The organism is Mesorhizobium sp. J8, assembly GCF_016591715.1.
Taxonomy (GTDB): Bacteria; Pseudomonadota; Alphaproteobacteria; order Rhizobiales; family Rhizobiaceae; genus Mesorhizobium.
The window spans coordinates 6,623,969-6,647,654 of the sequence record NZ_AP024109.1 but is presented as its reverse complement, the minus strand read 5'-3'; the positions used below and the strand labels follow the sequence as shown (position 1 = coordinate 6,647,654).

The 23,686-nt window shown below is 65.4% G+C and carries 23 protein-coding genes; 12 read left to right on the top strand and 11 right to left on the bottom strand.

Annotated elements, in window-relative coordinates:
- Positions 1-112: 112 nt before the first annotated feature.
- The 3 genes from MJ8_RS31870 to MJ8_RS32510 are packed head-to-tail and all read right to left on the bottom strand — an operon-like array spanning position 113 to position 5,860.
- Entirely contained in the window at positions 113-3,439 is a 3,327-nt protein-coding gene (locus MJ8_RS31870) for an error-prone DNA polymerase (protein ID WP_201412473.1), read from the bottom strand.
- A complete protein-coding gene (locus tag MJ8_RS31865) occupies positions 3,436-4,935 on the bottom strand; it encodes a DUF6504 family protein (RefSeq protein ID WP_225248089.1) in 1,500 nt (499 codons plus the stop codon). Before MJ8_RS31865 ends, MJ8_RS31870 begins: the two co-directional genes overlap by 4 nt.
- Positions 4,853-5,860, bottom strand: coding sequence for an ImuA family protein (locus MJ8_RS32510; RefSeq protein WP_225248088.1), 1,008 nt, complete (start codon positions 5,858-5,860; stop codon positions 4,853-4,855). The genes MJ8_RS31865 and MJ8_RS32510 overlap by 83 nt, the downstream gene beginning before the upstream one ends.
- A 183-nt stretch (positions 5,861-6,043) precedes the next feature.
- On the opposite strand from MJ8_RS32510, the gene MJ8_RS31860 reads away from it, so the two are divergent.
- Positions 6,044-6,481, top strand: coding sequence for a metallopeptidase family protein (locus MJ8_RS31860; RefSeq protein ID WP_040987958.1), 438 nt, complete (start codon positions 6,044-6,046; stop codon positions 6,479-6,481).
- Between the two features lie 316 nt (positions 6,482-6,797).
- Here the strand turns inward: MJ8_RS31860 and MJ8_RS31855 are convergent, their stop codons facing one another.
- Together MJ8_RS31855 and MJ8_RS31850 are read right to left on the bottom strand one after the other, a co-directional pair.
- Entirely contained in the window at positions 6,798-7,004 is a 207-nt protein-coding gene (locus MJ8_RS31855) for a DUF1737 domain-containing protein (protein ID WP_040987961.1), read from the bottom strand.
- A gap of 69 nt (positions 7,005-7,073) precedes the next feature.
- Entirely contained in the window at positions 7,074-7,955 is an 882-nt protein-coding gene (locus tag MJ8_RS31850; RefSeq protein WP_201412471.1) for an HpcH/HpaI aldolase/citrate lyase family protein, read from the bottom strand.
- Between the two features lie 362 nt (positions 7,956-8,317).
- Here MJ8_RS31850 and MJ8_RS31845 point away from each other — a divergent pair, with 362 nt between their 5' ends.
- From MJ8_RS31845 to MJ8_RS31835, 3 genes are all read left to right on the top strand, one after another.
- Positions 8,318-9,016, top strand: coding sequence for a response regulator transcription factor (locus MJ8_RS31845; protein WP_201412470.1), 699 nt, complete (start codon positions 8,318-8,320; stop codon positions 9,014-9,016).
- A gap of 59 nt (positions 9,017-9,075) precedes the next feature.
- Entirely contained in the window at positions 9,076-10,575 is a 1,500-nt protein-coding gene (locus MJ8_RS31840) for an ATP-binding protein (protein WP_412177137.1), read from the top strand.
- Between the two features lie 69 nt (positions 10,576-10,644).
- Positions 10,645-11,811: an NAD(P)/FAD-dependent oxidoreductase gene (locus tag MJ8_RS31835; protein WP_201412468.1), complete on the top strand. Its 1,167-nt coding sequence runs from the start codon at positions 10,645-10,647 to the stop codon at positions 11,809-11,811.
- On the opposite strand, the gene MJ8_RS31830 is transcribed toward MJ8_RS31835, so the two are convergent.
- Genes MJ8_RS31830 through MJ8_RS31815 form a run of 4 tightly spaced genes read right to left on the bottom strand, consistent with a single transcriptional unit; the run spans position 11,730 to position 13,880 of the window.
- Complete coding sequence (locus MJ8_RS31830; protein ID WP_201412467.1) at positions 11,730-12,539, bottom strand: DUF72 domain-containing protein; 810 nt, start codon at positions 12,537-12,539, stop codon at positions 11,730-11,732. The two genes, MJ8_RS31835 and MJ8_RS31830, sit on opposite strands and share 82 nt — an antisense overlap.
- 43 nt (positions 12,540-12,582) lie before the next feature.
- Entirely contained in the window at positions 12,583-13,068 is a 486-nt protein-coding gene (locus MJ8_RS31825) for an SRPBCC family protein (RefSeq protein WP_201412466.1), read from the bottom strand.
- A gap of 45 nt (positions 13,069-13,113) precedes the next feature.
- On the bottom strand, positions 13,114-13,563 hold the full coding sequence (locus tag MJ8_RS31820; RefSeq protein ID WP_201412465.1) for an SRPBCC family protein: 450 nt from the start codon (positions 13,561-13,563) through the stop codon (positions 13,114-13,116).
- The gene (locus MJ8_RS31815; RefSeq protein ID WP_040987974.1) at positions 13,560-13,880 is read right to left on the bottom strand and encodes an ArsR/SmtB family transcription factor; all 321 of its coding nucleotides are present in this window, start codon (positions 13,878-13,880) and stop codon (positions 13,560-13,562) included. The genes MJ8_RS31820 and MJ8_RS31815 overlap by 4 nt, the downstream gene beginning before the upstream one ends.
- 363 nt (positions 13,881-14,243) lie before the next feature.
- Here MJ8_RS31815 and MJ8_RS31810 point away from each other — a divergent pair, with 363 nt between their 5' ends.
- Positions 14,244-15,182 carry an IS110 family transposase gene (locus tag MJ8_RS31810; RefSeq protein WP_201412284.1) on the top strand — a complete coding sequence of 313 codons (939 nt, stop codon included), beginning with the start codon at positions 14,244-14,246 and terminating at the stop codon, positions 15,180-15,182.
- 184 nt (positions 15,183-15,366) lie between these two features.
- On the opposite strand, the gene MJ8_RS31805 is transcribed toward MJ8_RS31810, so the two are convergent.
- Positions 15,367-15,792 carry a GNAT family N-acetyltransferase gene (locus tag MJ8_RS31805; protein ID WP_073989898.1) on the bottom strand — a complete coding sequence of 142 codons (426 nt, stop codon included), beginning with the start codon at positions 15,790-15,792 and terminating at the stop codon, positions 15,367-15,369.
- A 185-nt stretch (positions 15,793-15,977) separates the two neighbouring features.
- Between MJ8_RS31805 and leuD the strand changes: the two genes are divergently transcribed.
- The 7 genes from leuD to MJ8_RS31770 all read left to right on the top strand — a co-directional run bounded on the left by leuD (position 15,978) and on the right by MJ8_RS31770 (position 21,530).
- A complete protein-coding gene (leuD, locus tag MJ8_RS31800) occupies positions 15,978-16,583 on the top strand; it encodes a 3-isopropylmalate dehydratase small subunit (RefSeq protein WP_201412464.1) in 606 nt (201 codons plus the stop codon).
- A gap of 75 nt (positions 16,584-16,658) precedes the next feature.
- Positions 16,659-17,573, top strand: a complete 915-nt coding sequence (locus MJ8_RS31795) for a hypothetical protein (RefSeq protein WP_201412463.1) — start codon at positions 16,659-16,661, stop codon at positions 17,571-17,573.
- 198 nt (positions 17,574-17,771) lie between these two features.
- Positions 17,772-18,155, top strand: coding sequence for a RidA family protein (locus tag MJ8_RS31790; protein WP_201412462.1), 384 nt, complete (start codon positions 17,772-17,774; stop codon positions 18,153-18,155).
- 60 nt (positions 18,156-18,215) lie between these two features.
- Positions 18,216-18,566, top strand: coding sequence for a VOC family protein (locus MJ8_RS31785; protein ID WP_201415638.1), 351 nt, complete (start codon positions 18,216-18,218; stop codon positions 18,564-18,566).
- Between the two features lie 299 nt (positions 18,567-18,865).
- Positions 18,866-19,804, top strand: coding sequence for an IS110 family transposase (locus MJ8_RS31780; protein ID WP_201412284.1), 939 nt, complete (start codon positions 18,866-18,868; stop codon positions 19,802-19,804).
- Between the two features lie 132 nt (positions 19,805-19,936).
- Entirely contained in the window at positions 19,937-21,040 is a 1,104-nt protein-coding gene (leuB, locus tag MJ8_RS31775) for a 3-isopropylmalate dehydrogenase (RefSeq protein ID WP_201412461.1), read from the top strand.
- A 4-nt stretch (positions 21,041-21,044) separates the two neighbouring features.
- Complete coding sequence (locus MJ8_RS31770) at positions 21,045-21,530, top strand: GNAT family N-acetyltransferase (RefSeq protein WP_201412460.1); 486 nt, start codon at positions 21,045-21,047, stop codon at positions 21,528-21,530.
- Here MJ8_RS31770 and MJ8_RS31765 read toward each other — a convergent pair.
- Positions 21,527-23,386, bottom strand: a complete 1,860-nt coding sequence (locus tag MJ8_RS31765) for a DEAD/DEAH box helicase (protein WP_201412459.1) — start codon at positions 23,384-23,386, stop codon at positions 21,527-21,529. The genes MJ8_RS31770 and MJ8_RS31765 overlap by 4 nt on opposite strands.
- Positions 23,387-23,686 lie beyond the last annotated feature (300 nt).

Here is a 23,686-nt window from a genome sequence, read left to right as displayed (position 1 = left end):
GTCCGAAATGCTGGCGGGACAGCGCCCCCTCTGTCCTGCCGGACATCTCCCCCACAAGGGGGAGATTGGCAGCTTGGGCGCCGCGCCTTCTTTCGACAGTCCCAATCTGAGCCTACTGAAAATTCCGTCCTTTCGGCATGACCTGTTGCGCGGCGCTCGACAGCGTGGCGACATCCTGGTGGACAGGCAGGCCACGGCTTGCGGCGGATCCAACCGGCCGTTCGGCGGGCTCGATGGCCGGACGATTGGCGGACTCCAGCAGCACGCTCAGCCAGGAGGTCAGGTCCTCGATCCTGTCGGCGACGATGTGGATGACGTCCGATTCATGCTGTAGCTTGCCGGTGACGCGGATGAAGCGCGCGCCCATCACCACCGGACGGAAGCGGTCGAAGACGCGCGGCCAGATGATGACGTTGGCGATCGATTTTTCGTCCTCCAGCGTGAGGAAGATCGCATTGCCCTTGCCGGGACGCTGGCGCACCAGCACCAGCCCGGCGACGGAGACGCGGCGGCCGTCGCGCACCGAGGGCAGGCGGGCATTGGGGGTGACGCCGGCGCGGTCCAGCCTCTCGCGCAGGAAGGCGACGGGATGCTCCTTCAGGGACAGGCCGAGCGAGCGGTAGTCGTGCACGACATGCTCGCCGAGCGGCATTTTCGGCAGTTTCGTTTCCGGCTCCAGCTCGCGCAGGCGAAGCGAGGGCTGGTCGAACAGCGGCAGTTTCTCGGCGGCGCTCTTGCCGTCAAGCGCCCGGACTTCCCAGAGAGCGGCCCGGCGGTCGAGGCCGATCGAGCGGAACGCGTCGGCCTCAGCCAGTCTTTCGATCTCGCCGACATCGAGGCCGGAGCGCAGCCAGACATCCCTGACCGACCGATAGCCGTCGCCGCGCTGCGCGACCACGGCTTCCATGCGTTCCTTGGATAGGCCCTTGATCTGGCGGAAGCCGAGCCGCACGGCATGCGCCGTCCGGATCACGCCGCTCATCGAGGCGTGGCGCTCGAGGATGCGGGATGGATCGAAGGCCGACTCTTCCAGCGTGCAATCCCAGACGGAATGGTTGACGTCGACGTCGCGGATTTCGACGCCATGGTCGCGCGCGTCGCGCACGAGCTGGGCCGGCTGATAGAAACCCATCGGCTGGGAATTCAGGATCGCGGCGCAGAACACGTCCGGATAGAAGGTCTTGAACCAGCAGGAGGCATAGACCAGGAGCGCGAAGGAGGCGGCGTGGCTTTCCGGGAAGCCATATTCGCCGAAACCCTCGATCTGCTTGAAGCAGCGCTCGGCGAACTCCCTCTCGTAACCATTGCCGACCATGCCGTCGATCATGCGCTGGCGGTAATTGCCGATCGTGCCGGTACGCTTGAAGGTGGCCATGGCGCGGCGCAGCTCATCCGCCTCGCCCGGCCGAAAGCCGCCGGCGACGATGGCGATCTTCATCGCCTGTTCCTGGAACAGCGGTACGCCCAGCGTCTTGCCGAGAATCTTTTTAAGTTCCAGGCTCGGGTAGTTAACTTCCTCCTTCTTCTGTCGCCTACGCAGATAAGGATGAACCATGTCGCCCTGGATCGGGCCGGGACGCACGATCGCCACTTCGATGACGAGGTCATAGAATTCACGGGGCTTAAGTCGCGGCAGCATCGACATCTGCGCGCGCGACTCGATCTGGAAGACACCGAGCGTGTCGGCTCTTTGGATCATGGCGTAGACGTCCTCGTCCTCTTCAGGAAGTGTCGCGAGCACATAAGGTCGTCCAAATGGATCCCGAGCTCGTGGATAATGATCGGTGAGCAGGGTCAGGGCGCGCTTCAGGCAGGTCAGCATGCCGAGCGCCAGAACGTCGACCTTGAGGATCTTCACCGCGTCGAGGTCGTCCTTGTCCCACTCGACCATCTTGCGCTCCTCCATCGCCGTCTTGACGATTGGCACGACCTCGTCGAGCCGGTCCCTGGTGATGACAAAGCCGCCGACATGCTGGGAGAGGTGGCGGGGGAAGCCCATGATCTCGTTGGCGCGCTCCAGCACCTGGCGCGACAGCGGATCGGTGCGGTCGAGACCGCCGGCATTGGCTTCCTTTTCGCCGAGCTCGGAAGTCGACCAGCCCCAGATGGTGCTGGACAGCGCGCTGCGGACATCCTCCGACAGGCCCATGGCCTTGGCCACCTCGCGCAGCGCGGAGCGGCCGCGATAGCTGATGACGGCGGCGGCCAAGGCGGTGCGCTTGGCGCTGTACTTCTCGTAGATATAGGCGATGACCTCGTCGCGGCGCTCATGCTCGAAATCGACGTCGATATCGGGCGGCTCGTTGCGCTCCTCCGAGATGAAGCGCTCGAACAGCGCATCGATCCGGTCGGGGCCGACTTCGGTGATGCCGATGCAGAAGCAGATGACCGAATTGGCGGCGGAGCCGCGGCCCTGGCAGAGGATGTCCTTGCTGCGGGCGAATTTCACGATGTCGTAAACGGTCAGGAAATAGCGCGCGTAATTCAGGCGCTCGATCAGGGCGAGCTCCTCCTCGATGCGTTGGATGACATGCGAAGGGATGCCGGCCGGGTAGCGCCTTGCCGCCCCTTCATAGGCCAAACGCGCGAGCTCGGCCTGCGGCCCGAGGCCGGATTCGGTCGGCTCATCCGGATAGTTGTATTCGAGGTCGCTGAGCGAGAAGGTCAATTCGTCGGCGAAGCGCAGTGTCTCCGACAGCGCTTCAGGGTGACGGCGGAACAGGCGCGCCATCTCCAGCGGCGGCTTCAGATGGCGCTCGGCATTCGCCGCCAGCTCCAGCCCGACCTCGGAAACCGGCGTGTTGAGGCGGATCGCGGTGAGCACATCCTGCAGCGGGCGGCGCTCGGCGGCATGGTAGAGCACGTCGTTCGTCGCCATCAGCGGGACGCGCGCATGATCGGCCATCGCCGCCGCCTGCTCGATGCGGAAGCGGTCATTGCCGCCATAATCCGGCGCCACGGCCAATCGGAGCGCCGCGCCGAAGCGATCTTTAAGCCGGCTAATAAATTCCAGATGACCTTCCGCGCCGCCGGACAGATCGGGCAGGATCGCCAGCGACATGCGATCGCCCCATTCGAGCAGGTCGTCAAGCTTGAGCAGCGTCGCGCCCTTCTCGGTCTCGTCGCGCAGATTGGCCTGGGTCAGCATGCGGCACAGATGCCCCCAGCCCTGGCGGTCACGGGGATAGGCGAGGATGTCAGGCGTGCCGTCGCCGAACACCAGGCGGCAGCCGGGATGATAGGGCATCTTCTCCACCTTGGCCTGCTGCCAGGCGCGCACGACGCCGGCGACCGTGTTCCTGTCGGCAAGGCCGATCGAGGCAAAGCCGTAGAATTTCGCCGTGACCACCAGCTCCTCCGGCTTGGAGGCGCCGCGCAGGAAGGAGAAATTCGAGCTTATGCCGAACTCGGCATAAGGAATGGCGGTCAGTGCGTTCATGCGAAGACCCCATGCATGAACCAGCGCGGCGGCGCGGCCTGCGCGGCGCTGCTGTAAAGGCCCTGGCGGTAGAGCCAGTAGCGGCGTCCCTCGCTGTCCTCGATGCGGTAATAGTCGCGGGTCGGCGCCTCTTCCTCGCCGGGCAGCTGCCGCCACCATTCGGCGGCGATGCGCTCCGGCCCTTCGGCGCGGGCGACGCGGTAGAGCGCGCGGCGCCAGCGGAAATTCATCGGCGGTCCCTCGGGGATCTCGGTCGCCGGCACCTCGATCGGCTCGGGCGAGCGGAACAGGCGCACCGGCCGCTCCGGCGGATAGACGGTCATCGGCGGCGCCATCCGTCCGGTTGCCGGGGCGCGCCTTTGCGGCGCTTCCGCGAAAGGCACGGTCTTGACGGCGCGTTCCGGCAGATGGCTCTCGACGATCACCGGCTTCAGCACGGCGGCCTCGCCGAGGCGGGCGCGGACGCGGTCGGCGAAGAGCGCGATGTCGGCATCGTCGTCGGCCGCCTCGCCGGCGAGGTCGCCTTGAACCAGGTCGAAGGCGGCGACCGACAGCACGGAGAGCCGCACGAGGTCGAAGCCGAAGCCGGCGTCGATGCTCTGCTCCAGCGCGGCCAGCCGCTCGTGGAACAGCCTTTGGATCAACCGCGGCTCGCGCATCGGCCGCGAGGTGCCGACGGCGATGCGGCTGACGGCGCCGTCGACGCGAAAGAGAAGCAGCGCCAGCGTCCTTGCGCCTTCGCCGCGGCGCTCGAGATCGGTCTTCAAGGCGATCGCCAGCCGGCTCACGAGCCGCTCGATGTCGTCGGTGAGCACGACCGGCTCGGCAAGATGGCGCTCGACCGAGAGTGGCGCGACGGGAAGGCGCGGCGACACGGCCTCGTCGAGGCGGCCGAGCGCCTGGTCGAGACGCAAAAGCAAGGTGGCGCCGAAGCGGCGGGCGAGCGGCGCGCGGGGCGCCGCCATCACGGCGCCGGCGGTGCGCAGGCCGACACTTTCCAGGCCGGTACGGGTCTCCGGCGCGATGCGCAGCGCCGACAGCGGCAGCGGCGAAAGCAGCGCCTCCTCTTCGCCCCCGGCCACGATGCGGTCGCCATGGAAGCGCGCCGCCGCCCAGGCGGCACCCGGCGTGGAGGCGAGGCCGGCGCGGACATCGAAACCCTGCTGGAAGAAGCGGGTGAGGATCTCGTCCTGCATGGCGCGCTCGCCGCCGAAGAGATGCGTGCAGCCGGTGACGTCGAGGAACAGCCCGTCCCCGCCGTCGATCGCCACCAGCGGCGTGTAGCGGTCGCACCAGTCGGCAAGACCTTCGAGCAGGCGGCGGTCGGCTTCCGGGTCGGCCTCGACCACGTCGATGGAAGGGTGCATGGCGCGGGCATCGGCAATGCCCATGCCGCGCTTCAGCTTGAGCGCCTCAGCCCGCTCGTCGAGGGCCGCGATGCGCTGGGTGTTGTTGTCGCGATGGCTGATCACCAGCGGTGGGTGAGATGGGGGCATGTGATCCGACGGCCGGGAACGCCAGGACCGCCCCAGACGCTGGCGCAGGATCCGCTCCGCGCTGAGATGCGGGAACCACAGCGACAGAATTCTCTGTTCTTTCTGTAAAAGCGTGCTCATTCGGGTTCCACTCCAGTGTGAATTGTCCGGGCAGGGCCGTGCGGCTCTTGCCGATATCGACTTTGAAAGCGGGGCGGCCGATCGAGCCGGCGAGCGGCCCGGCGACCGTCTCGCGGCTTGCCGAAGACGCCGCCGAGACGATGAGGCGCACGGGTGCGGCGGTGGGATCGGCCTCGCCTGCCTGGCGCAGCAGCAGCACGGGGCGGTTGGCGCTTTGGGCCCGCGCATGCAGGCGGCGCGTGGCGGTAAGGTCGAGAAGCCGCGGGCTGCCGCGGGTCTCGAGGATGACCGCGGCGAAAGCGGTCATGCGGGCGGCCTCCTCGGCGATCCACAGCGCGTCGAGCAGTTTTGGGGCCTCGGAAAACAGCAATTGTCCGGGCTCGATGCCGAACAGGGCGTGAAGGCCCCTGGCATAGGGAAGTCCGGCCTCGTGGAAGATCTCCGTCGTGCCGACCCAGAGGATCGGCACGCCCTGCTTCTCCTTGAGGATCAGGCTCACGAGCGACAGCGCGAAGCCGGCGACGGCGCCGGCATCGCGGGTCTCCAGGCCATGGATTTCGCTGAGCGCCGCCTTGGGCAGGCCGCCGCCAAGGGCGGTGTCGAGGCGTTCGATGCCGGTATGCAGGAAGGCGTCCGCCGAAGCCACGGCGAGGCCACGCCGGACAAGCGTCATGTCCGATCCGGTAACATCAGCGGCTACGCCAGGCGCGGGCGCCTGTAGGCGCTCGGGCAGCGTTCCCTCGATCTTCGCGATCTGGCGGCGCAGGGCAAAAACAGTTTCCCGCGCCACGGCGCTCATCGCCATGACGTTCACTTCCGGCAGCAGTTGTTCCTGTTATGTTCCTATAGATTCCAGAGGTGCCCGGGAGAGTCAAGCGGAGTCGCAAGGAATTTATTCCTTAACTCTTTACCCTCGGGGAAGCCTATCCACCGGCTCATTTGCCTCTACCGGCGCGAAAGCCTATATGCCGGGATCAAAGGACAGTTCATGGCCCGTATCTACAAGACCCGCACCTGGCACGACCAGCTCTCGCCGTCGATGGACGAGATGGAGCTTCTGGCGCTGGAGACCTATGCCCATCTGCCGGAAGAGTTCCGCCAGCTCACCGGCGAGATCGTCATCCAGATCGCCGATTTCCCCACCGACGAGATCATGGACGATCTGTCGCTGGAGACCCCCTTCGACCTGCTCGGCCTGTTCGAGGGGCGCGGCATCGCCGAGCGCTGGAACCCGCAGACCGGCGAGGGGCCGAACCGCATCACGCTCTACCGCCGCGCCATCCTCGACTACTGGGCCGAGAACGAGGAGACGCTGGGCGACATCGTCACCCACGTGCTGATCCACGAGATCGGCCACCATTTCGGCCTGTCGGACGACGACATGGAACGGATCGAGGAGGCGGCCGAGCAGGCGGCGGCGGGGTAAGGTGTGTTGATATTCAGGTGAGACCGGCCTGCAAATGGCGGTTTTCTGCGCTTCCGGTGCTCACGTACGAAAAGTACGCTCCGCTCCGGTTCTCGGAAACCACCATTTTCGGCGCGGCCTGACCTGAATCTCAACACACCTTAAAGCACCTCGTCATCGCATCGTTCTTCGTGGCGTCTCCCCCTCATCCGGCCGCTTCGCGGCCACCTTCTCCCCGGTGGGGAGAAGAGGTTGGCGCCGGCGCCAACAGTCTCCTCTCCCCCCTCGGGGAGAGGTCAGCCGAGCGAAGCGGAGGCTGGGTGAGGGGGCGCTTTCCCTACCAGTCGCTCAGCTTGGTGTCGGCTGTGTATTCCTGGCCTTCGACGTCTTTCACCACGGCCTGGCCGCAGCGCATCGACTTGGTCTTCTTGTCATAGGCGTAGGTCGGCGAGCCGAACAGGTGCCAGCCCTTGTTCAGCGCGGCGGTCACCTTGTGGCAGAAGGTGGCGTCGTCCGGGCCGGTGAGGAAGCGGTAGAGTTTCATGGATCTGTCCTGTCGTGCCTAATCCGTCATGACCGGGCGGAAAGCCGGCCTCAAAACGTGCCCGGCGCATCATGCGCCGATGATCGCGGCCTTCGCCAGAAGTTTCTCGGCTTCCGCCAGATGCAGCCGCTCGACCATCCTGCCGTCCAGCGCGATCACGCCCTTGCCGGCATTTTCGGGCCGCGCGAACGCATCCCGGATAGCGCGGGCCCCGGCCAGCGCTTCCGCCGACGGCGAAAAGGCGCGGTTCGCCGGCTCGATCTGGGCGGGGTGGATCAGCGACTTGCCGTCGAAGCCCATGGCAGCTGCCTCCGCGCATTCGCGGGCAAAGCCGTCGAGATCGCGGAAATCGTTGGCGACGCCGTCGATGACATCGAGGCCGCCCGCGCGGGCGGCCAGCACAAGCTGCAGCAGCCAAGGGATGAGGTAGCGGCGGTCGGGCGTCGCCAGGATGCCGGTTGCCTTCACCAGATCATTCGTTCCGGAAACGAAACAATTGAGGCGCGCCGCCGGATCGCGGCCGAGCTCGGCGATGGCGCCGATGTTGAGCAGCGCCCTGGGCGTCTCGATCATCGCCCATAGTTTCACGTTGTCCGGCGCGAAATTGTCGTCGAGCAGATCGCCGGCCTCGAGAATGTCGCGCGGCGTGCCGATCTTGGGCAGCAGAATGCCGTCGGGCTCGGCCTTGGCCACCGCCAACAGGTCGTGGGTTCCCCACTCGCTGGCCAAAGGATTGATGCGCACCACCATCTCGCAGCGCCGTTCGGGGCGCGCAGACAGGATGCCGGCGACCTTGTCGCGCGCGGCTTTCTTGTCGGCGGGCAGGACGGCGTCCTCGAGATCGATGATGACGGCGTCGCAGGCAAGCGAGCCGATCTTGGCGAGCGCCTTGTCGTTCGAGGCGGGAATGTAGAGCACCGAGCGGCGCGGGCTGTAGGGTTCTTGGGCCATAGGCCGATCTATGCCGGGTGACGGCGGATGAGGCAAGGCGGAGCCTCTCTCTCAAGGAGAGCTGTTCTGCACCAAATCTGCAAATCCTTGCTGAAAAGCTCCGGGATTCGGCCGCGCACTTACCGCACCGGCCGGCGAAACCGGCGTCATGCGAACACCTCACACATCCCGCTGGTCGCTGCCGCGCCGGCTCCGCAATGACGGCTGGTGGCTCGTCGAGCCGCAAAGACCATGCCATGGGGCGGGTATCCTGCTTTTCGCCCCGAGGCCGCTCCACTCCCGACCGAAAACAATTTCGCACTTTTCCTTGGAATTGCTCTAATCCTGCCGTCACCCAAGCTTACCCGCCGGGCTATTGATCGATGCCGCACAACATCCTCGTCGCCGACGACGACCCGCATATCCGCGAGATCATCTGTTTCGCGCTGGAAAAGGCCGGCATGAAGACGGCCGCCGTCGCCAACGGCGCCGCGGCGCTCCAGGCGGTCGAGCGGCGGGCGCCCGACCTCATCGTGCTCGACATCGGCATGCCGGAGATGGATGGGTTGGAGGTTTGCCGCAGGCTGAGGCAAAAATCGGACGTGCCGGTGCTGTTCTTATCCGCGCGCGACGAGGAGATCGATCGGGTGCTCGGGCTGGAGATGGGCGGCGACGATTATGTCACCAAGCCGTTCAGTCCGCGCGAGCTGGTCGCCCGCGTCAACGTCATCCTGCGGCGCGCGCGGCCGGCACCGGTCGAGGAAGAGGGGGACGAGCGTCAATTCGCGCATGGCAAGCTCATGCTCGTCCCGGCAAGCCATGAAGCGAGCTTCGACGGCAGGCCGCTCACCTTGACGGCGATCGAATTCGCGATCCTGAAGGGCTTCCTCGCCCGCCCGCTTCATGTGCTTGGCCGCGACGCGGTGATGGCCAATGCCTATGCCTCCAATATCCATGTCTCGGAACGCACGGTCGACAGCCACATCCGCAACGTGCGGGCCAAGCTGGCGGCGGTCGGCTGTCTCGACGCGATCGCGACGGTGCATGGCGTCGGCTTCCGGCTCGGCCGATGCGGTGGTTGAGCAAGGAAAGGTGGCGGCCGCGGCTCGCCACCGTCGTCATCGCCATCCTGATCGTGGTCATGGCGCTGCCGCTGGTCGGCCTGTTCTTCTTCCGGCTCTATGAGAACCAGCTGATCCGCCAGACCGAGGGCGAGTTGATCGCGCAGGGCGCGGTGGTCGCGGCCCTCTATGCCCAGGAGGTGCGCGCGGCCGGCATTCCCCAGGAAAGGCTGGGTTCGCCGATCTCGGCCGATCCGGCGCGGGACAACAACTATCCCTACGATCCGATCGAGCCGCGGCTCGACCTTGCCTCCGACGATGTCATGCCGATGCGCCCCGCGGCGCTTCCCGCCATCCCCGACCCGGCCTTCGCGGCCATCGGCGCCCGGCTCGACGGCATTCTCGACCAAACGCAGAAAACGACGCTTGCCGGCTTCCGCCTGCTCGATCCGCATGGCGTGGTGATTGCCGGCGGGGACGAGGTCGGCCGGTCGCTCGGCGACGTCGAGGAGGTACGGACCGCGCTTTCGGGCCTCTATGCCAGCGAGCTGCGCCTGAGGATCCCCGACCAGCCGGCGCCGCCGCTCTATTCGGTGAGCCGCGGCACCAGGGTGCGCGTCTTCGTCGCCATGCCGGTCGAGCTCGATGGCCGGGTTGCGGGCGTCGTCTACCTGTCGCGGACGCCGAACAACATCGTCAAGCACCTCTATGGCGAACGCGGCAAGGTGACGTTGGCGGCGATCACCATCCTCGGCGGCACGCTCTTGATCGCGCTGGTGTTCATCCGCACCGTCAGCCGGCCGATCTATGCGCTGATCGAGCGGACAAAGCGCATCGCCGCCGGCGATCGCGAGGCGATCAGGCCGCTCGCCCATCACGGCACGCGCGAGATGGCGGCGCTGTCGACGGCGTTCCTCGACATGGCGACCAAGCTGCAGGCGCGCTCCGATTCCATCCAGACCTTCGCCACCCATGTCTCGCATGAGCTGAAATCGCCGCTGACGGCGATCCAGGGCGCGGCGGAGCTGCTGAGGGATTCCGGCGGCGCGATGGACGAGGCCGAGCGCAAGCGCTTCTCCAACAACATCGTCACCGATGCCGGGCGGCTCAATCTCCTGGTTCGCCGGCTGCTCGACCTGGCGCGCGCCGAAAACCTGGAACCGAGCGGCGAAAGCACGACGCTTCATGCCGCCTTGGCATCCTTGCCGGTCGACACGAGGCTGGAAACGAGGCTTGAGGGCGGCGGCGATATCAAGCTCGGCATCTCGGCCGAGAATCTCGGCATCGTGCTCGCCAATCTCATCGACAATTCGGCAAGGCATGGCGCCCGGCAGGTGGCGATCCGCGCCTCGGCCGACAGCGAGCGCGCGTCGGTCCGGATCGGCGACGACGGCGACGGCATCTCGACCGCCAACCGCGCCAGGATCTTCGAGCCGTTCTTCACCACAAGGCGGGAGTCCGGCGGCACCGGCATGGGCCTCGGCATCGTGCTGGCCCTCCTGAAAGCGCATGATGGCACGATCAGGCTGGTTGACTCCGAAGCCGGCACGCGCTTCGAGATCGACCTGCCGGTTGCGTGAGACGCGAACGGCTTTCTACGCAATTCCGGGCGGATGCTTTCCCGGGATTTGCCTTGGCTCGGAGAAAAAATGCGCTACGACATCGTCATCATCGGGGGAGCCATCGTCGGATCCTCGGTTGCCTACTATTTGCGCGAGGAGGGCTTTACCGGTTCGATCGCGCTGATCGAGCGCGACCCGCAGTTCTCCCACGCGGCGACGACCTTGTCGCTCGCCTCGATCCGCCAGCAATTCTCGATCCCGGAAAACATCCGCCTGTCACAGTTCACGCTAAAACTGTTCCGGCGGCTGAAGGAGACTTTTGGTCCCGATGCCGATATCGGCTTTCGCGAGGGTGGCTATCTCATCCTTGCCGGCGCAGCCGGGCTGCCGATCCTCAAGGCCAATCACGAGACGCAGGTCGCCGAGGGCGCCGACATCCTGCTCGAGGACGCCGGGCAGCTGGCGCGCCGCTTCCCATGGCTGTCGGTTGAAGACATCGCCGCCGGTGCCTATGGCCGCAGCGGCGAGGGCTGGTTCGACGCGCACGCGCTGCTGACACTGTTCCGCAAGGCTTTGCGAGACAAGAAGATCGATTTCATCACCGCTTCCGCCACCGGCATTTCACGCGACGGCAATCGCGTAACCAGTGTCTCGCTCGACAATGGCGAGACACTGGAAGCCGGCAGCGTCGTCAACGCCGCCGGGCCGAACGCCGGCAAGGTCGCGGCTTTCGCCGGGCTCGAGTTGCCGGTCGAGCCGCGCAAGCGCAACGTCTTCGTCTTCGAGGCGCGCGAGAAATATGCCGACATGCCGCTGCTGGTCGATCCAAGCGGCATCTATGTGCGGCCGGAAGGCTCGGTCTACCTCACCGGCGGCGCCGAGCCGGAGGAAGGCGATGTCGCGCCCGACCCCAAGGATTTCGACGTCAACTGGCCACTGTTCGAAGAGGTGATCTGGCCGACCTTGGCCACCCGCATCCCGGCCTTCGAGGCGATCAAGCCGACGCGCGCCTGGGTCGGGCATTACGACTACAACACGCTCGACCAGAACGCGGTGATCGGCCCGCATCCGGAGGTTACGAACTTCCTGTTCGCCAACGGCTTCTCCGGCCACGGCCTGCAGCAGGCGCCGGCGGTCGGCAAGTCGATCGCCGAGCTCATCGTGCATGGCGGCTACCGCACGGTGGACTGCAGGGCGTTCGGATATGAGCGGGTGGCCAAAGGACGGGCGTTCCGGGAGCTGAACGTCATCTGACGGACGGCCGCATCGACCGACAGTGCATTGCCGAGCGCGTATCCTCGTGCCGTGTTGTCGAAGATGCACCAGACCTCGGCGGCCGATGCGCTGATTTCGGCAAGTCGTTCGCCGATATCCCGAAGCTGATCGGCCTCGTAGTCCGAATAGTAGACGCGCGGCGCGCCATGGAAACGGAAATAGGCAAGCTCGCGCCAGCCGCCAGGCATAGCCGCGGCAGGCACGGGAGCGGGATCGGCCGCAACGCGCCCGACGTGAAGGCGGCTCAGCAAGGTCTCGGCTTCGGGATCGAACCAACTGGGGTGACGGGGTTCGCAGACCAGGCGCCGGTCGGTCTTCGCGCGCAGCATGGTAAAGAAGTTTTTGACGGTTTCGGGTTCGAACCGCAGGCTGGGCGGCAGTTGAACCAGGAGCAGCGAAAGCTTGGCACCGAGCCCTTCGACTTGGCCCAGGAAAACGTCCAGAAGATCATCGCAACCTTCCAGGCGACGTTCATGCGTCACGGCCCTGGGGAGTTTTGCGGAAAAGCGAAAATGATCCGGGACGGAGCGAGCCCAGCACTCATAGGTTTCCAGGCGATGCGGCTTGTTGAAGGATGAGTTGATCTCCGTGACCGAAAGCCGTGCTGCATAGCGTTCAAGCTGCGAACCGGCTGCCGGGAGAGAAGGCCTATATACTGCCGGTATGCTCCATCCGGCGGTTCCCACGAGACAGCGGCTGTTCTTCATCCCCAAAATCTGGACAGGCAGGATTGCGGGTCAAGGGATAGCTTCAGGCCGTCTGCCGCGCGTCGAGATGGGCCTGCAGCCACCCGAGCACCCGCGCCCAGCCTTCGGCGTGCTCGGCCGCGGCGTCGGGGAAACCCGCGAAGCCGCCGTGGCAGATGGTGAGCCGCGTGCCGTCGCCGATCGGCTCGAGCAGGTAAGCCACCGTCGTTTCCTTTCGGCCGAGCGCCGGATGGTCCCAGTCGTAGCGCCGCGTCTGCACGATGCGGCGCGGCATTTCGATCTCGAGAAATTTTCCGCCGGCGGGCAGCCGTTGACCATCGGCCGTCTCCACGACAACGCTCCAGCTTCCGCCGACGCGCAGATCGGCTCTCCACCCTGTCATGCGGTAGGTTTCGGACGAAGCCCACCAGCGCTCGACGTCCCGAGTGACCAGCGCGGCGATGACCCGGTCCGGCGGGGCGGGAAGCTCGGCCGAGGCCATGACCGTGTCCGCGTTCGCCATGGCCTGCGGCAAGGACAGTTGAAGCATCACATTCCACCTCTGGCCGAATTGTTTCGCTGACGAAACGAACCTTCACCCCTTTGACGGCGGGCGCTCGAAACCCTTGCCGGTCTCAAGCAGGCTCTTGAGGCTCGCCAGCACCAGCGGCCAGCCCCTGGAGACGTTCGGGATCAGCCGGTGCGGGCCGTCGGCCTCGTGGACGACGGCGAGCTTCATCAATTCGCCGTCCGGCTCGATGGTGAAGGTGCAGCGCGTGTAGCCGTCCTCCCTGACCTCAGGCATCCATTCGTTGCGCCATTTGATGACGAGGCGTTTCGGCGGGTCGATCTCGAGGATCTCGCCGGAGTCGGCGACGCGCCCGTCGGGGAAGACCAGCTTCCAGCTCGAGCCGACCTTCCAGTCGCTCTCCTGGTAAGAGCAGAGGAAGAACTGCCGGTTGAACTCCGGATCGGTAAGCGCCTGCCAAAGTTTTTCAGGCGTCGTGCGGATGTAGGTGACATAAACAAAGCTGTTCTCGCTCACGGCTCTTCCCTTTCCAGGCGTTGCTTCAGGTCGCTCAGTGCATTGAGCCGATGGCGCTCGAACTTGCCGATCCAGCGCTCGGCGATCTCGTTGATCGGAACGGGGTTGAGGTAGTGCTCCTTCTCGCGGCCGCGGCGCATGGTGGTGACGAGATTCGCCTCCTCGAGGATCGCCAGATGCTTGGTCACTGCCTGGCGCGTCATATCCATGTGCTCGCAGAGCGCGTTCAGCGTTTGCCCGTTCCTGGCATGGAGGCTGTCCAGCAATTGCCGACGGGTCGGGTCGGCCAAAGCGCGAAAGACGGCATCCATGCTCATGGCTTTAATATGCAACCATTTGGTTGCATGTCAAGCGATGACGAAAATATTCTGCAGCCTGATTGTTGCTTGCCTGAGTTTTCTTGCTTCCCGGTTTGCGCATGTCTTGAGGCGGCTTCGAGTTTGAGCAGCGCCTTCCCCCACTCCGTCTCGGCTTCGCCGAGCCACCTTGTATCTACACGAGAGAGATTTCGTGGGATTGAAGCGGTTGAGCCAAGGTCCGGCCGGCCAGCCGGACCTTGGCTTGGCGAAGTCGCCCGTACCACCTGAGGTTACAGCCGCGGGAGAGCTTGGGATCTTCGCCTTCGTCACGCACGACCGAACAGTCGCTTGGTTCCAACCGTACGTACAAGGCAGGTTACCGTGAACAGGATCATTTGTGGAGTTGATGTTTCCAAGGATTGGCTGGACGCGCATGTCTGGCCGAGTGGGGCGATAGAGCGCTTCGCCAACGATGCAACGGGGATCGCAGCTCTTTGGCTGTTCTGTCGCAGCCACGGCGCGGCCGTTGCGGTGATGGAGGCATCGGGCGGCTATGAGCGGCTTGGCTTCATGCTTTTGTGGGCGCACGGCATGCCATGCGCCCTGGTCAATGCCAGAAGCGTGCGGCGCTTTGCCGAGGCGATGGGCTATTTGGAGAAGACCGACCGGATCGACGCTGCTGTCATTGCCCATTATGGCGCAGTCAAGAAGACGGCTCCGACCCCACCGCCCAGTAATTCCCAGCAGCGCCTTGCTGCGCTGGTTGGGCGGCTTTGCCAGGTTGTCGGCGATGCCACCATCAACAAACAGCGCAAAAGCGCCGCACGCGATGCCGAGGTATGCGCCAGCATCGAGGCCATGCTGGCCTTCCTCAAGCGCGAAGAGCGGCGTCTGGAAGGCGAGATCGCCTCGATGATCGACGACGATCCACTGTGGGCCAAGCTGGGGTCGGCCTTTCGTTCGCTCAAGGGTGTGGCTGGCCGCACTGTTGCCCGCCTGATGGCCGAGCTGCCCGAGATCGGCCTCATCTCCAACAAGGCCATCACCAAGCTGGCGGGCCTCGCCCCTATCGCCAACGACAGCGGCAGGCGCGCCGGCAACAGGCATGTGCGCGGCGGACGAGCCGGACCGCGTGGCATCCTCTTTGTCGTCGCGGCCATCGTCGCCAAGTTCGATCCGCATCTCAAAGCGTTCGCTCAACGGTTGCAGCAGGCGGGAAAGCCCAAAATGCTCATCCGCATCGCACTCGCCAGAAAACTTCTCGTCATCCTCAACGCAAAAGCACGCGACGCGAGAACCGAGTTCGCAAATGCAACTTGACACGCCAGATAGTCGCTCTCCCCCCTCCGGAGGGAGAGGAAGGGAGCCAGCCGGCATAAGCGCGCACCTTTCCTCTCCCCCGTCGATCGGGGGAGAGGTGTCGAGCGAAGCTCGACGGAGTGGGGGTCGATCTGGCTCGCCGGTTCCAGGCAGGAGTCGGCTCCGGTATCGGCGGCGGTTCCGGTCAGCGCTTGCGGGAGAACCAGAAGGCGTCGGTCATGCGCGTCATCCCGATACGCTCATAGAAGCCGACGGCGTCGGGCATCGAGATCAGGCTGATGGCGACCGAAGGGCCGAGCTGGCGCTGCGCCTCATCCATCAGGCCCTTGCCGACGCCGAGCCCCTGCGCCGCCTTCGAGACGGCGAGGTCGGAAATGTAGCAGACCCAGGAGAAATCGGTCATGCCGCGGGCGACGCCGACCAGTTGCCGGTCCGGCCGGTCGAGCCGCGCGGTCAGCACCAGATTGGCGTTGTCGAGCATCGTCTGCAGCCGGGCCTCGTCATCGACGGGCCTGACCTTGCCGAGACCGGAATCGACCAGCACGCGGCGGAATTCCGCGACGTCGAGGGCGGGCTCGCTGGCGTAGAGGACTTTGGAAGGATCGGCCATGCCGCAGATTGCACCAGCCGGCCAGGATTTCGAAGCCGTTTTTTTGAGGTGTTCCAGCTTCGGTGTGCATGCCATGTCCGATATTGGCCCATGCACGCGCACGAACAGTTGCCTTTCATTTGCTGCCGGCTTTGTGTAAACCGTCCCGCAAAATTCCCCGCAAGCCAAGAAGACGGGCAGGTACCATGGACAAATTCACCAAGCTCACCGGCGTTGCAGCGCCCATGCCGATCGTCAATGTCGACACCGACATGATCATCCCGAAGGATTATCTCAAGACGATCAAGCGCACCGGGCTCGGCACCGGCCTGTTCGCGGAGATGCGCTACAATGAGGACGGTTCGGAGAACCCGGATTTCGTGCTCAACAAGCCGGCCTACCGCAAGGCGCAGATCCTGGTGGCCGGCGACAATTTCGGCTGCGGCTCGAGCCGCGAGCATGCGCCCTGGGCGCTGCTCGATTTCGGCATCCGCTGCGTGATCTCGACGTCGTTCGCCGACATCTTCTACAACAACTGCTTCAAGAACGGCATCCTGCCGATCACGGTCAGCCCGGAAGATCTCGACAAGCTGATGGACGATGCCTCGCGCGGCTCCAACGCGACGCTGTCGATCGATCTGGAAGCCAAGGAAATTCGTGGGCCGGACGGCGGCGTGGTCAAATTCGACCTCGACGACTTCAAGCGCCACTGCCTCTTGAACGGCCTCGACGACATCGGCCTCACCATGGAGAAGGCCGCGGCAATAGCGTCCTTCGAGAAGAAGAATGCCGAGCTGCGCCCCTGGGCTTAAGCAGCCTGGAAGCACTGAACGGATAGACCCGGCCGCAAGCGGCCGGGCTCGTGGCGGCTGAATGGAGGGACAGTCATGACACGCTTGCTTCTGGCCGCCAGCGCCTCCGCGGCAATCCTTCTCGCCACGATCGGCGCCAATGCGCAGACCACCGCGCCGGCCGCGTCCGACCAGCCGGCGGCCGATCAAGGCGCGGCCGACCAGGGCAGCGACCAGGCTTCGCCGGATGAGGACAAGCAGGCGCCGATCCCCTTCGAGGGCGGGCAGCTCACCATCACGCAGCCGGAGCAGGACGGCGAGAAGGTGCTGTCCTATGACGGCAAGCAGCTGGCCAGCAATTACGACGTCTTCTTCGACAAGATCGTCAAGATCGGCGACGTCAACGTCGCGCTGGTCGATGTCGGCGACGGCGGCAACCAATGCGGCCCGGCCAAGGTCATCGTCTGGAAGAAGGACGGCGAAATCCAGACCACCACGGTCGAGCAGGACGAATGCGGCGCGCCGCCGGCCGCCGTGTCCGACAGCGCCATCTATTTCGTGCCCTATCTGTTGCCTGGCGATTCCAAACCGGCGCTGCAATGGTCGCCCGCGGAAGGGCTGACGACCTCGGGTAACCTGACCTACACGCCGGAGCCCGGCACCGACTGGAAGGATGTCGACCCGTCGAAATACGACAACATCATCGACGCCTTCCACAACGAGGCCGTCTACAAGGCCGGCCAGGCGCTGCTGGGCAACGACATGCCGGACATGGCGACCAGCCTGCTGGTCGGCGGCGGCACCGAGAAGACGGCGTCCGGCGCCTTCTACGCCACCGGCTGCGTGCCGCATGACTGTGGCGGCAATGACGGCTTCATGGCCGTCGACCCCGCCAAGCAGAAAGTCTATTTCGCCCGCCGCGGCGACAATGGCGAGCCGCAGGCCTGGCCGCCGCTGAAGGACTGGCCGGACGATATCAAGAAGGCCTATGACGACGCGCAGGGGAACTAGAGCGACCATCCGTGCCTTCGTCATTCTAGGGTCTGCGCTCCGCTACGCGTCGCTCCGCCCAGGAATGACGACCGGAGGGAGGCTTCGGCCAATCACCCATGTCGCGCTTACCTTTCCTGACAACGGTCCGCCCGGCTTGGCCCACGACCAGACCGTCTTCCCCTGCTAGAGGGGGCGCAACCATCACGAGGAGGCCCCATGCGCAAGCTCATCTCCACCGGCTCCCCCTTCGAGAAGACCGCCGGCTATTCGCGCGCGGTGGTGCAGGGCGACTGGTGCTTCGTCTCCGGCACGACCGGCTACGACTATGCCACCATGACCATGCCCGACACGGTCGAGGCGCAGACGCGCAATTGCCTCGCCACCATCGCCAAGGCGCTGGCCGAGGGTGGCTTCGACATGGCCGACGTGGTGCGGGCGCATTACTATGTCACCGACCAGGCCCATGTTGACGTGGTCTTCCCGATCCTCGGCGAGGCGTTCGGCGACATCCGCCCGGCGGCGACGATGATCGTGTGCCAGCTCAACAAGCCGGAGATGAAGATCGAGATCGAGGTGACGGCGCTGCGGCGCACGGCATAGGGGCCGTTGCGGCAAACGCGGAGGGCTTCCAGGACAGGCAAAGGCAAGGAGCGGCTCATGGTGAAGGTCAGGCGCATCGTCGCCAATATCGAAACACCCGACATCGCGGCGGCCAAGCGCTTTTACCAGGACGTGCTTGGGCTTGATGTCCTGATGGATCAGGGCTGGATCCTCACTTGCGGCTCGGCCGAGACCATGACGGTGCAGGTGAGCTTCATGGCCGAGGGCGGCTCCGGCACGCCGGTGCCGGACCTGTCGATCGAGGTCGACGATGTGGATGCGGCGCTTGAGGGAATGGGAAGGGCCGGCTTCGCCGTCGAATACGGCCCGGCCGACGAACCCTGGGGCGTGCGGCGCTTCTATGTGCGCGACCCGTTCGGCAGGCTGGTGAATATTCTGTCGCATCGGTAGCTAGGGTTCCTCGCCCCACGAAGTGGGGAGAGGTGGCTCGGCGAAGCCGAGACGGAGAGGGGAGCGCCCTACGAAGGCCCCCTCTCCGTCCGCTTCGCGGACACCTTGTATCTACACGAGAGAGATTTCGTGGGATTGAAGCGGTTGAGCCAAGGTCCGGCCGGCCAGCCGGACCTTGGCTTGGCGAAGTCGCCCGTACCACCTGAGGTTACAGCCGCGGGAGAGCTTGGGATCTTCGCCTTCGTCACGCACGACCGAACAGTCGCTTGGTTCCAACCGTACGTACAAGGCAGGTTACCGTGAACAGGATCATTTGTGGAGTTGATGTTTCCAAGGATTGGCTGGACGCGCATGTCTGGCCGAGTGGGGCGATAGAGCGCTTCGCCAACGATGCAACGGGGATCGCAGCTCTTTGGCTGTTCTGTCGCAGCCACGGCGCGGCCGTTGCGGTGATGGAGGCATCGGGCGGCTATGAGCGGCTTGGCTTCATGCTTTTGTGGGCGCACGGCATGCCATGCGCCCTGGTCAATGCCAGAAGCGTGCGGCGCTTTGCCGAGGCGATGGGCTATCTGGAGAAGACCGACCGGATCGACGCTGCTGTCATTGCCCATTATGGCGCAGTCAAGAAGACGGCTCCGACCCCACCGCCCAGTAATTCCCAGCAGCGCCTTGCTGCGCTGGTTGGGCGGCTTTGCCAGGTTGTCGGCGATGCCACCATCAACAAACAGCGCAAAAGCGCCGCACGCGATGCCGAGGTATGCGCCAGCATCGAGGCCATGCTGGCCTTCCTCAAGCGCGAAGAGCGGCGTCTGGAAGGCGAGATCGCCTCGATGATCGACGACGATCCACTGTGGGCCAAGCTGGGGTCGGCCTTTCGTTCGCTCAAGGGTGTGGCTGGCCGCACTGTTGCCCGCCTGATGGCCGAGCTGCCCGAGATCGGCCTCATCTCCAACAAGGCCATCACCAAGCTGGCGGGCCTCGCCCCTATCGCCAACGACAGCGGCAGGCGCGCCGGCAACAGGCATGTGCGCGGCGGACGAGCCGGACCGCGTGGCATCCTCTTTGTCGTCGCGGCCATCGTCGCCAAGTTCGATCCGCATCTCAAAGCGTTCGCTCAACGGTTGCAGCAGGCGGGAAAGCCCAAAATGCTCATCCGCATCGCACTCGCCAGAAAACTTCTCGTCATCCTCAACGCAAAAGCACGCGACGCGAGAACCGAGTTCGCAAATGCAACTTGACACGCCAGATAGTCGCTCTCCCCCACCTCCGGCGGGGGCGAGGAACCGAGCTTCGAGACATCCTCTTGCGCCCGGCCCGCTTGGCGTTTAGCAAGGCCGCGGTTTCTCCAAATACTATTGGGACGGTTCTCCATGGCTTCGAAAAATCTCTTCCTGCTCGCCGGCGACGGTATCGGCCCCGAGGCGATGGCCGAGGTGAAGAAGCTGATCAAGGCCATGAACGACAAGCTCGGCAGCGGCTTCGTCACCGACGAGGGTTTGGTCGGCGGCTGCGCCTACGACGCGCATGGCGCGGCGATCTCCGACGCCGACATGGCGAAGGCGATGGCGGCTGATGCGGTGCTGTTCGGTGCCGTGGGCGGGCCGAAATGGGATGCCGTGCCTTACGAGGTGCGCCCCGAGGCCGGACTCTTGCGCCTGCGCAAGGACATGGAGCTGTTCGCCAATCTCAGGCCCGCGATCTGTTATCCGGCACTGGCCGCTTCCTCCTCGCTCAAGCAGGAGGTGGTCGAGGGCCTCGACATCCTAATCGTGCGCGAGCTCACCGGCGGCGTCTATTTCGGCGAGCCGAAGCAGATCATCGATCTCGGCAACGGCCAGAAGCGCGGCATCGACACCCAGGTCTACGACACGTTCGAGATCGAGCGCATCTCCGGCGTCGCCTTCGAGCTCGCGCGGACGCGTCGGAACCACGTCACCTCGATGGAAAAGCGCAACGTCATGAAGTCGGGCGTGCTGTGGAACGAAGTCGTCAGCCAGACGCACAAGGCCAAATACAGCGACGTCAAGCTCGACCACATGCTGGCGGACGCCGGCGGCATGCAGCTGGTGCGCTGGCCGAAGCAGTTCGACGTGATCGTTACCGACAATCTGTTCGGCGACATGCTCTCCGACATCGCCGCCATGCTCACCGGCTCGATCGGCATGCTGCCCTCCGCCTCGCTCGGCGCGCCGGATGCCAAGACCAAGAAGCGCAAGGCGCTCTACGAGCCGGTGCACGGCTCGGCGCCCGATATCGCCGGCAAGGGCATCGCCAACCCGATCGCCATGATCGCGTCCTTCGCCATGTGCCTGCGCTATTCCTTCGGCATGGTGGCGGAAGCCGACAGACTCGAAGCCGCCATCGCCGGCGTGCTCGACGACGGCCTGCGCACCAAGGACATCTTTTCGGCCGGCATGAAGGAAGTCGGCACCGTCGAGATGGGCGACGCCATCATCGCCAAGTTCCTGGGATGATTGCATGACCGTCGGCATTCGCTGGGCGAGGGTCGACGATGCCGAAGCGCTCGCCACCCTGCTTTGTGCGATGGCCACGCATTACCGGCAGGCGCCGCTCGATCACAGCAGGGCGGCGGCCACTGTGCGGCAATGGCTTGGCGACGAGAGCCCGGCCTATCCGCATTTCGCCTTGGCCTTCGCGAATGGCGAGCCCGCCGGCCTCGCTTCGGTGGCGATTGCCCACCCAGGCATCGATCTCGAAAGGCTGATGTTCCTGAAGGACCTGTTCGTGCGCGACGGCGCCCGCGACAAGGGCGTCGGCCGCGCGCTCATCGGCTTTCTCGCCGGCTATTGCCTCGGCAAGGGCATCGGTCGCATCGACCTCACGACCGAAGACTGGAACGAGGGCGCGCTGCGCTTCTACGACCGGCTCGGCGCTGAGCGCCATGGCCAGAAGGTTTTTCTTAGGCTGAACGGGCCTGCGCTGAAGGCTCTGGCAGGCGATTAGTCCGGCCGCTTCTTCGCCTTCTTGTGCTTGGCCGACCTGGCCCTGTCGAATTTCGGCTGCCCCGGCTTACCGGCCCAGGGTTTCGCCTCGAGGGAGGGGTGCTGGTCGGTTGCCTCACGCTTTGCGAATTTCGGCTTGCGGGCACCGTCTGCCGCTTTTTGGTCGAAAGACCGCTTGCCGCGATGCGGCTTCTTGTCCGGCTTGGGCGGCTGGTAGCCGGCGCGCGACAGGTCCGGCGTGCCGTCGATGCGCCTGACCGCGATTGAGCCCTGCAGCTTGCGATCGGGGCCGATCGCCGCCATGAACCGGTCGGCCCAGTCGGCGGCGATCTGCACGAAGGTCTCTTCCGGCTGCATCTTGATGGCGCCGATCTCGCGCTTGGACATGCCGGCGGTGCGGCACAGCATCGGGATCAGCCAGCGTGGCTCGGCATTCTGCCGGCGGCCGACCGAGAGCGAGAACCAGACGCTGTCGCCGAAATCGTCGCGGCGAGCGGGTGCTTCCTCCCGGCGCGTGAATTTCTCCTTGGACGGGGAGAACGGGCCAACATCGATCAGCTCCTCGGGCGCGGAACGACTGCCACGGCACAGCCGCACGAAAGCGGCGGCCACCAGCTCGGCGCCGTGCCGTTCGAGGAGGGTGGCGGCGAAGCCGCGCTCCTCCTCCTTCACCGGCTCGCCGAAGGACGGGTCGGCCAGGATGCGCTCGTCGTCGCGCCGCAGCACCTCGTCAGCCGAGGGCGGACTCGCCCAGGTCGCGGTGAGGCCGGCATTGGCGAGCAGCCGTTCGGTGCGCCGGCGGGCATTGCCCGGCACGATCAGCGCGCTCACCCCCTTGCGCCCGGCGCGCCCGGTGCGGCCGCTGCGATGCAGCAGCGTCTCCGGATTGCTCGGCAGGTCGGCATGGATGACGAGATCGAGATTGGGCAGATCGATGCCGCGCGCCGCGACATCCGTCGCGATGCAGACCTTGGCGCGGCCGTCGCGCATCGCCTGCAGGGCGTGGCTGCGCTCGTTCTGGCTGAGCTCGCCGGACAGCGCCACGACGGAGAAATTGCGGTTGTTGAAGCGTGCCGTCAGATGGTTGACGGCGGCGCGGGTGTTGCAGAACACCATCGCGTTGGCGGCCTCGTAATAGCGCAGCACGTTGATGATGGCGTTCTCGCGATCGGCGGGCGCGACGGAGAGCGCCCGGTATTCGATGTCGAGATGCTGCTTTTCCTCGCCGCCGGCCGAGATGCGCACCGCATTGCGCTGGTAGCTCTTCGCCAGCGTGGCGATGGAGCGCGGCACCGTGGCGGAAAACATCAGCGTGCGGCGCCCGGAGGGCGCGGCATCGAGGATGAATTCGAGGTCCTCGCGGAAACCGAGGTCGAGCATCTCGTCGGCCTCGTCCAGCACCACGGCCTTCAGCGCCGACATGTCGAGCGCGCCGCGCGTGATGTGGTCGCGCAGCCGGCCGGGTGTGCCGACGACGATATGGGCGCCGCGCTCCAGCGCGCGCCGCTCGGTGCGCATGTCCATGCCGCCGACGCAGGAGGCAATATGCGCGCCGGTCAGCTCGTAGAGCCATTCCAGCTCGCGCCGCACCTGCAGCGCGAGCTCGCGCGTAGGCGCCACGACCAGGCCCAGCGGCGCTCCGGCAGCGGCGAAACGCTCGGCGCCGCTGAGCAGGGTCGGCGCCACGGCAAGGCCGAAGGCGACGGTCTTGCCGGAGCCGGTCTGCGCCGAGACCAGCGCGTCGGCCTCGCCGAGCTCAGGTTCCAGCACCGCCTTCTGCACCGGCGTCAGCGCCGAATAACCGCGCTTTTCCAGCGCCTCTGCCAGCGCAGGAACAATCGTTTCGAAACTGGACATTCTCTTCTTTCGGAATTCGGGGTTCTGCGCTCGTCATGGAGCACAAGGCCGGCACTGCGCCAGCCAAGGGAGTTTGGGCGTTCGTACTTGCTACAGCCGCCGTTGTACAGAGCAGGCGGCGCCGCCTTTCCCTTCTCCCCTTGTGGGAGAAGGTGGCCGCGAAGCGGCCGGATGAGGGGTGCTCCAGGGAAAGCCAGCGTCTCACTCCGCTGGAACACCCCTCATCCGTCTCGGCGCTAACGCGCCGATCCACCTTCTCCCACAAGGGGAGAAGGAAAAGGGCGCCGATTGACTCTTTCC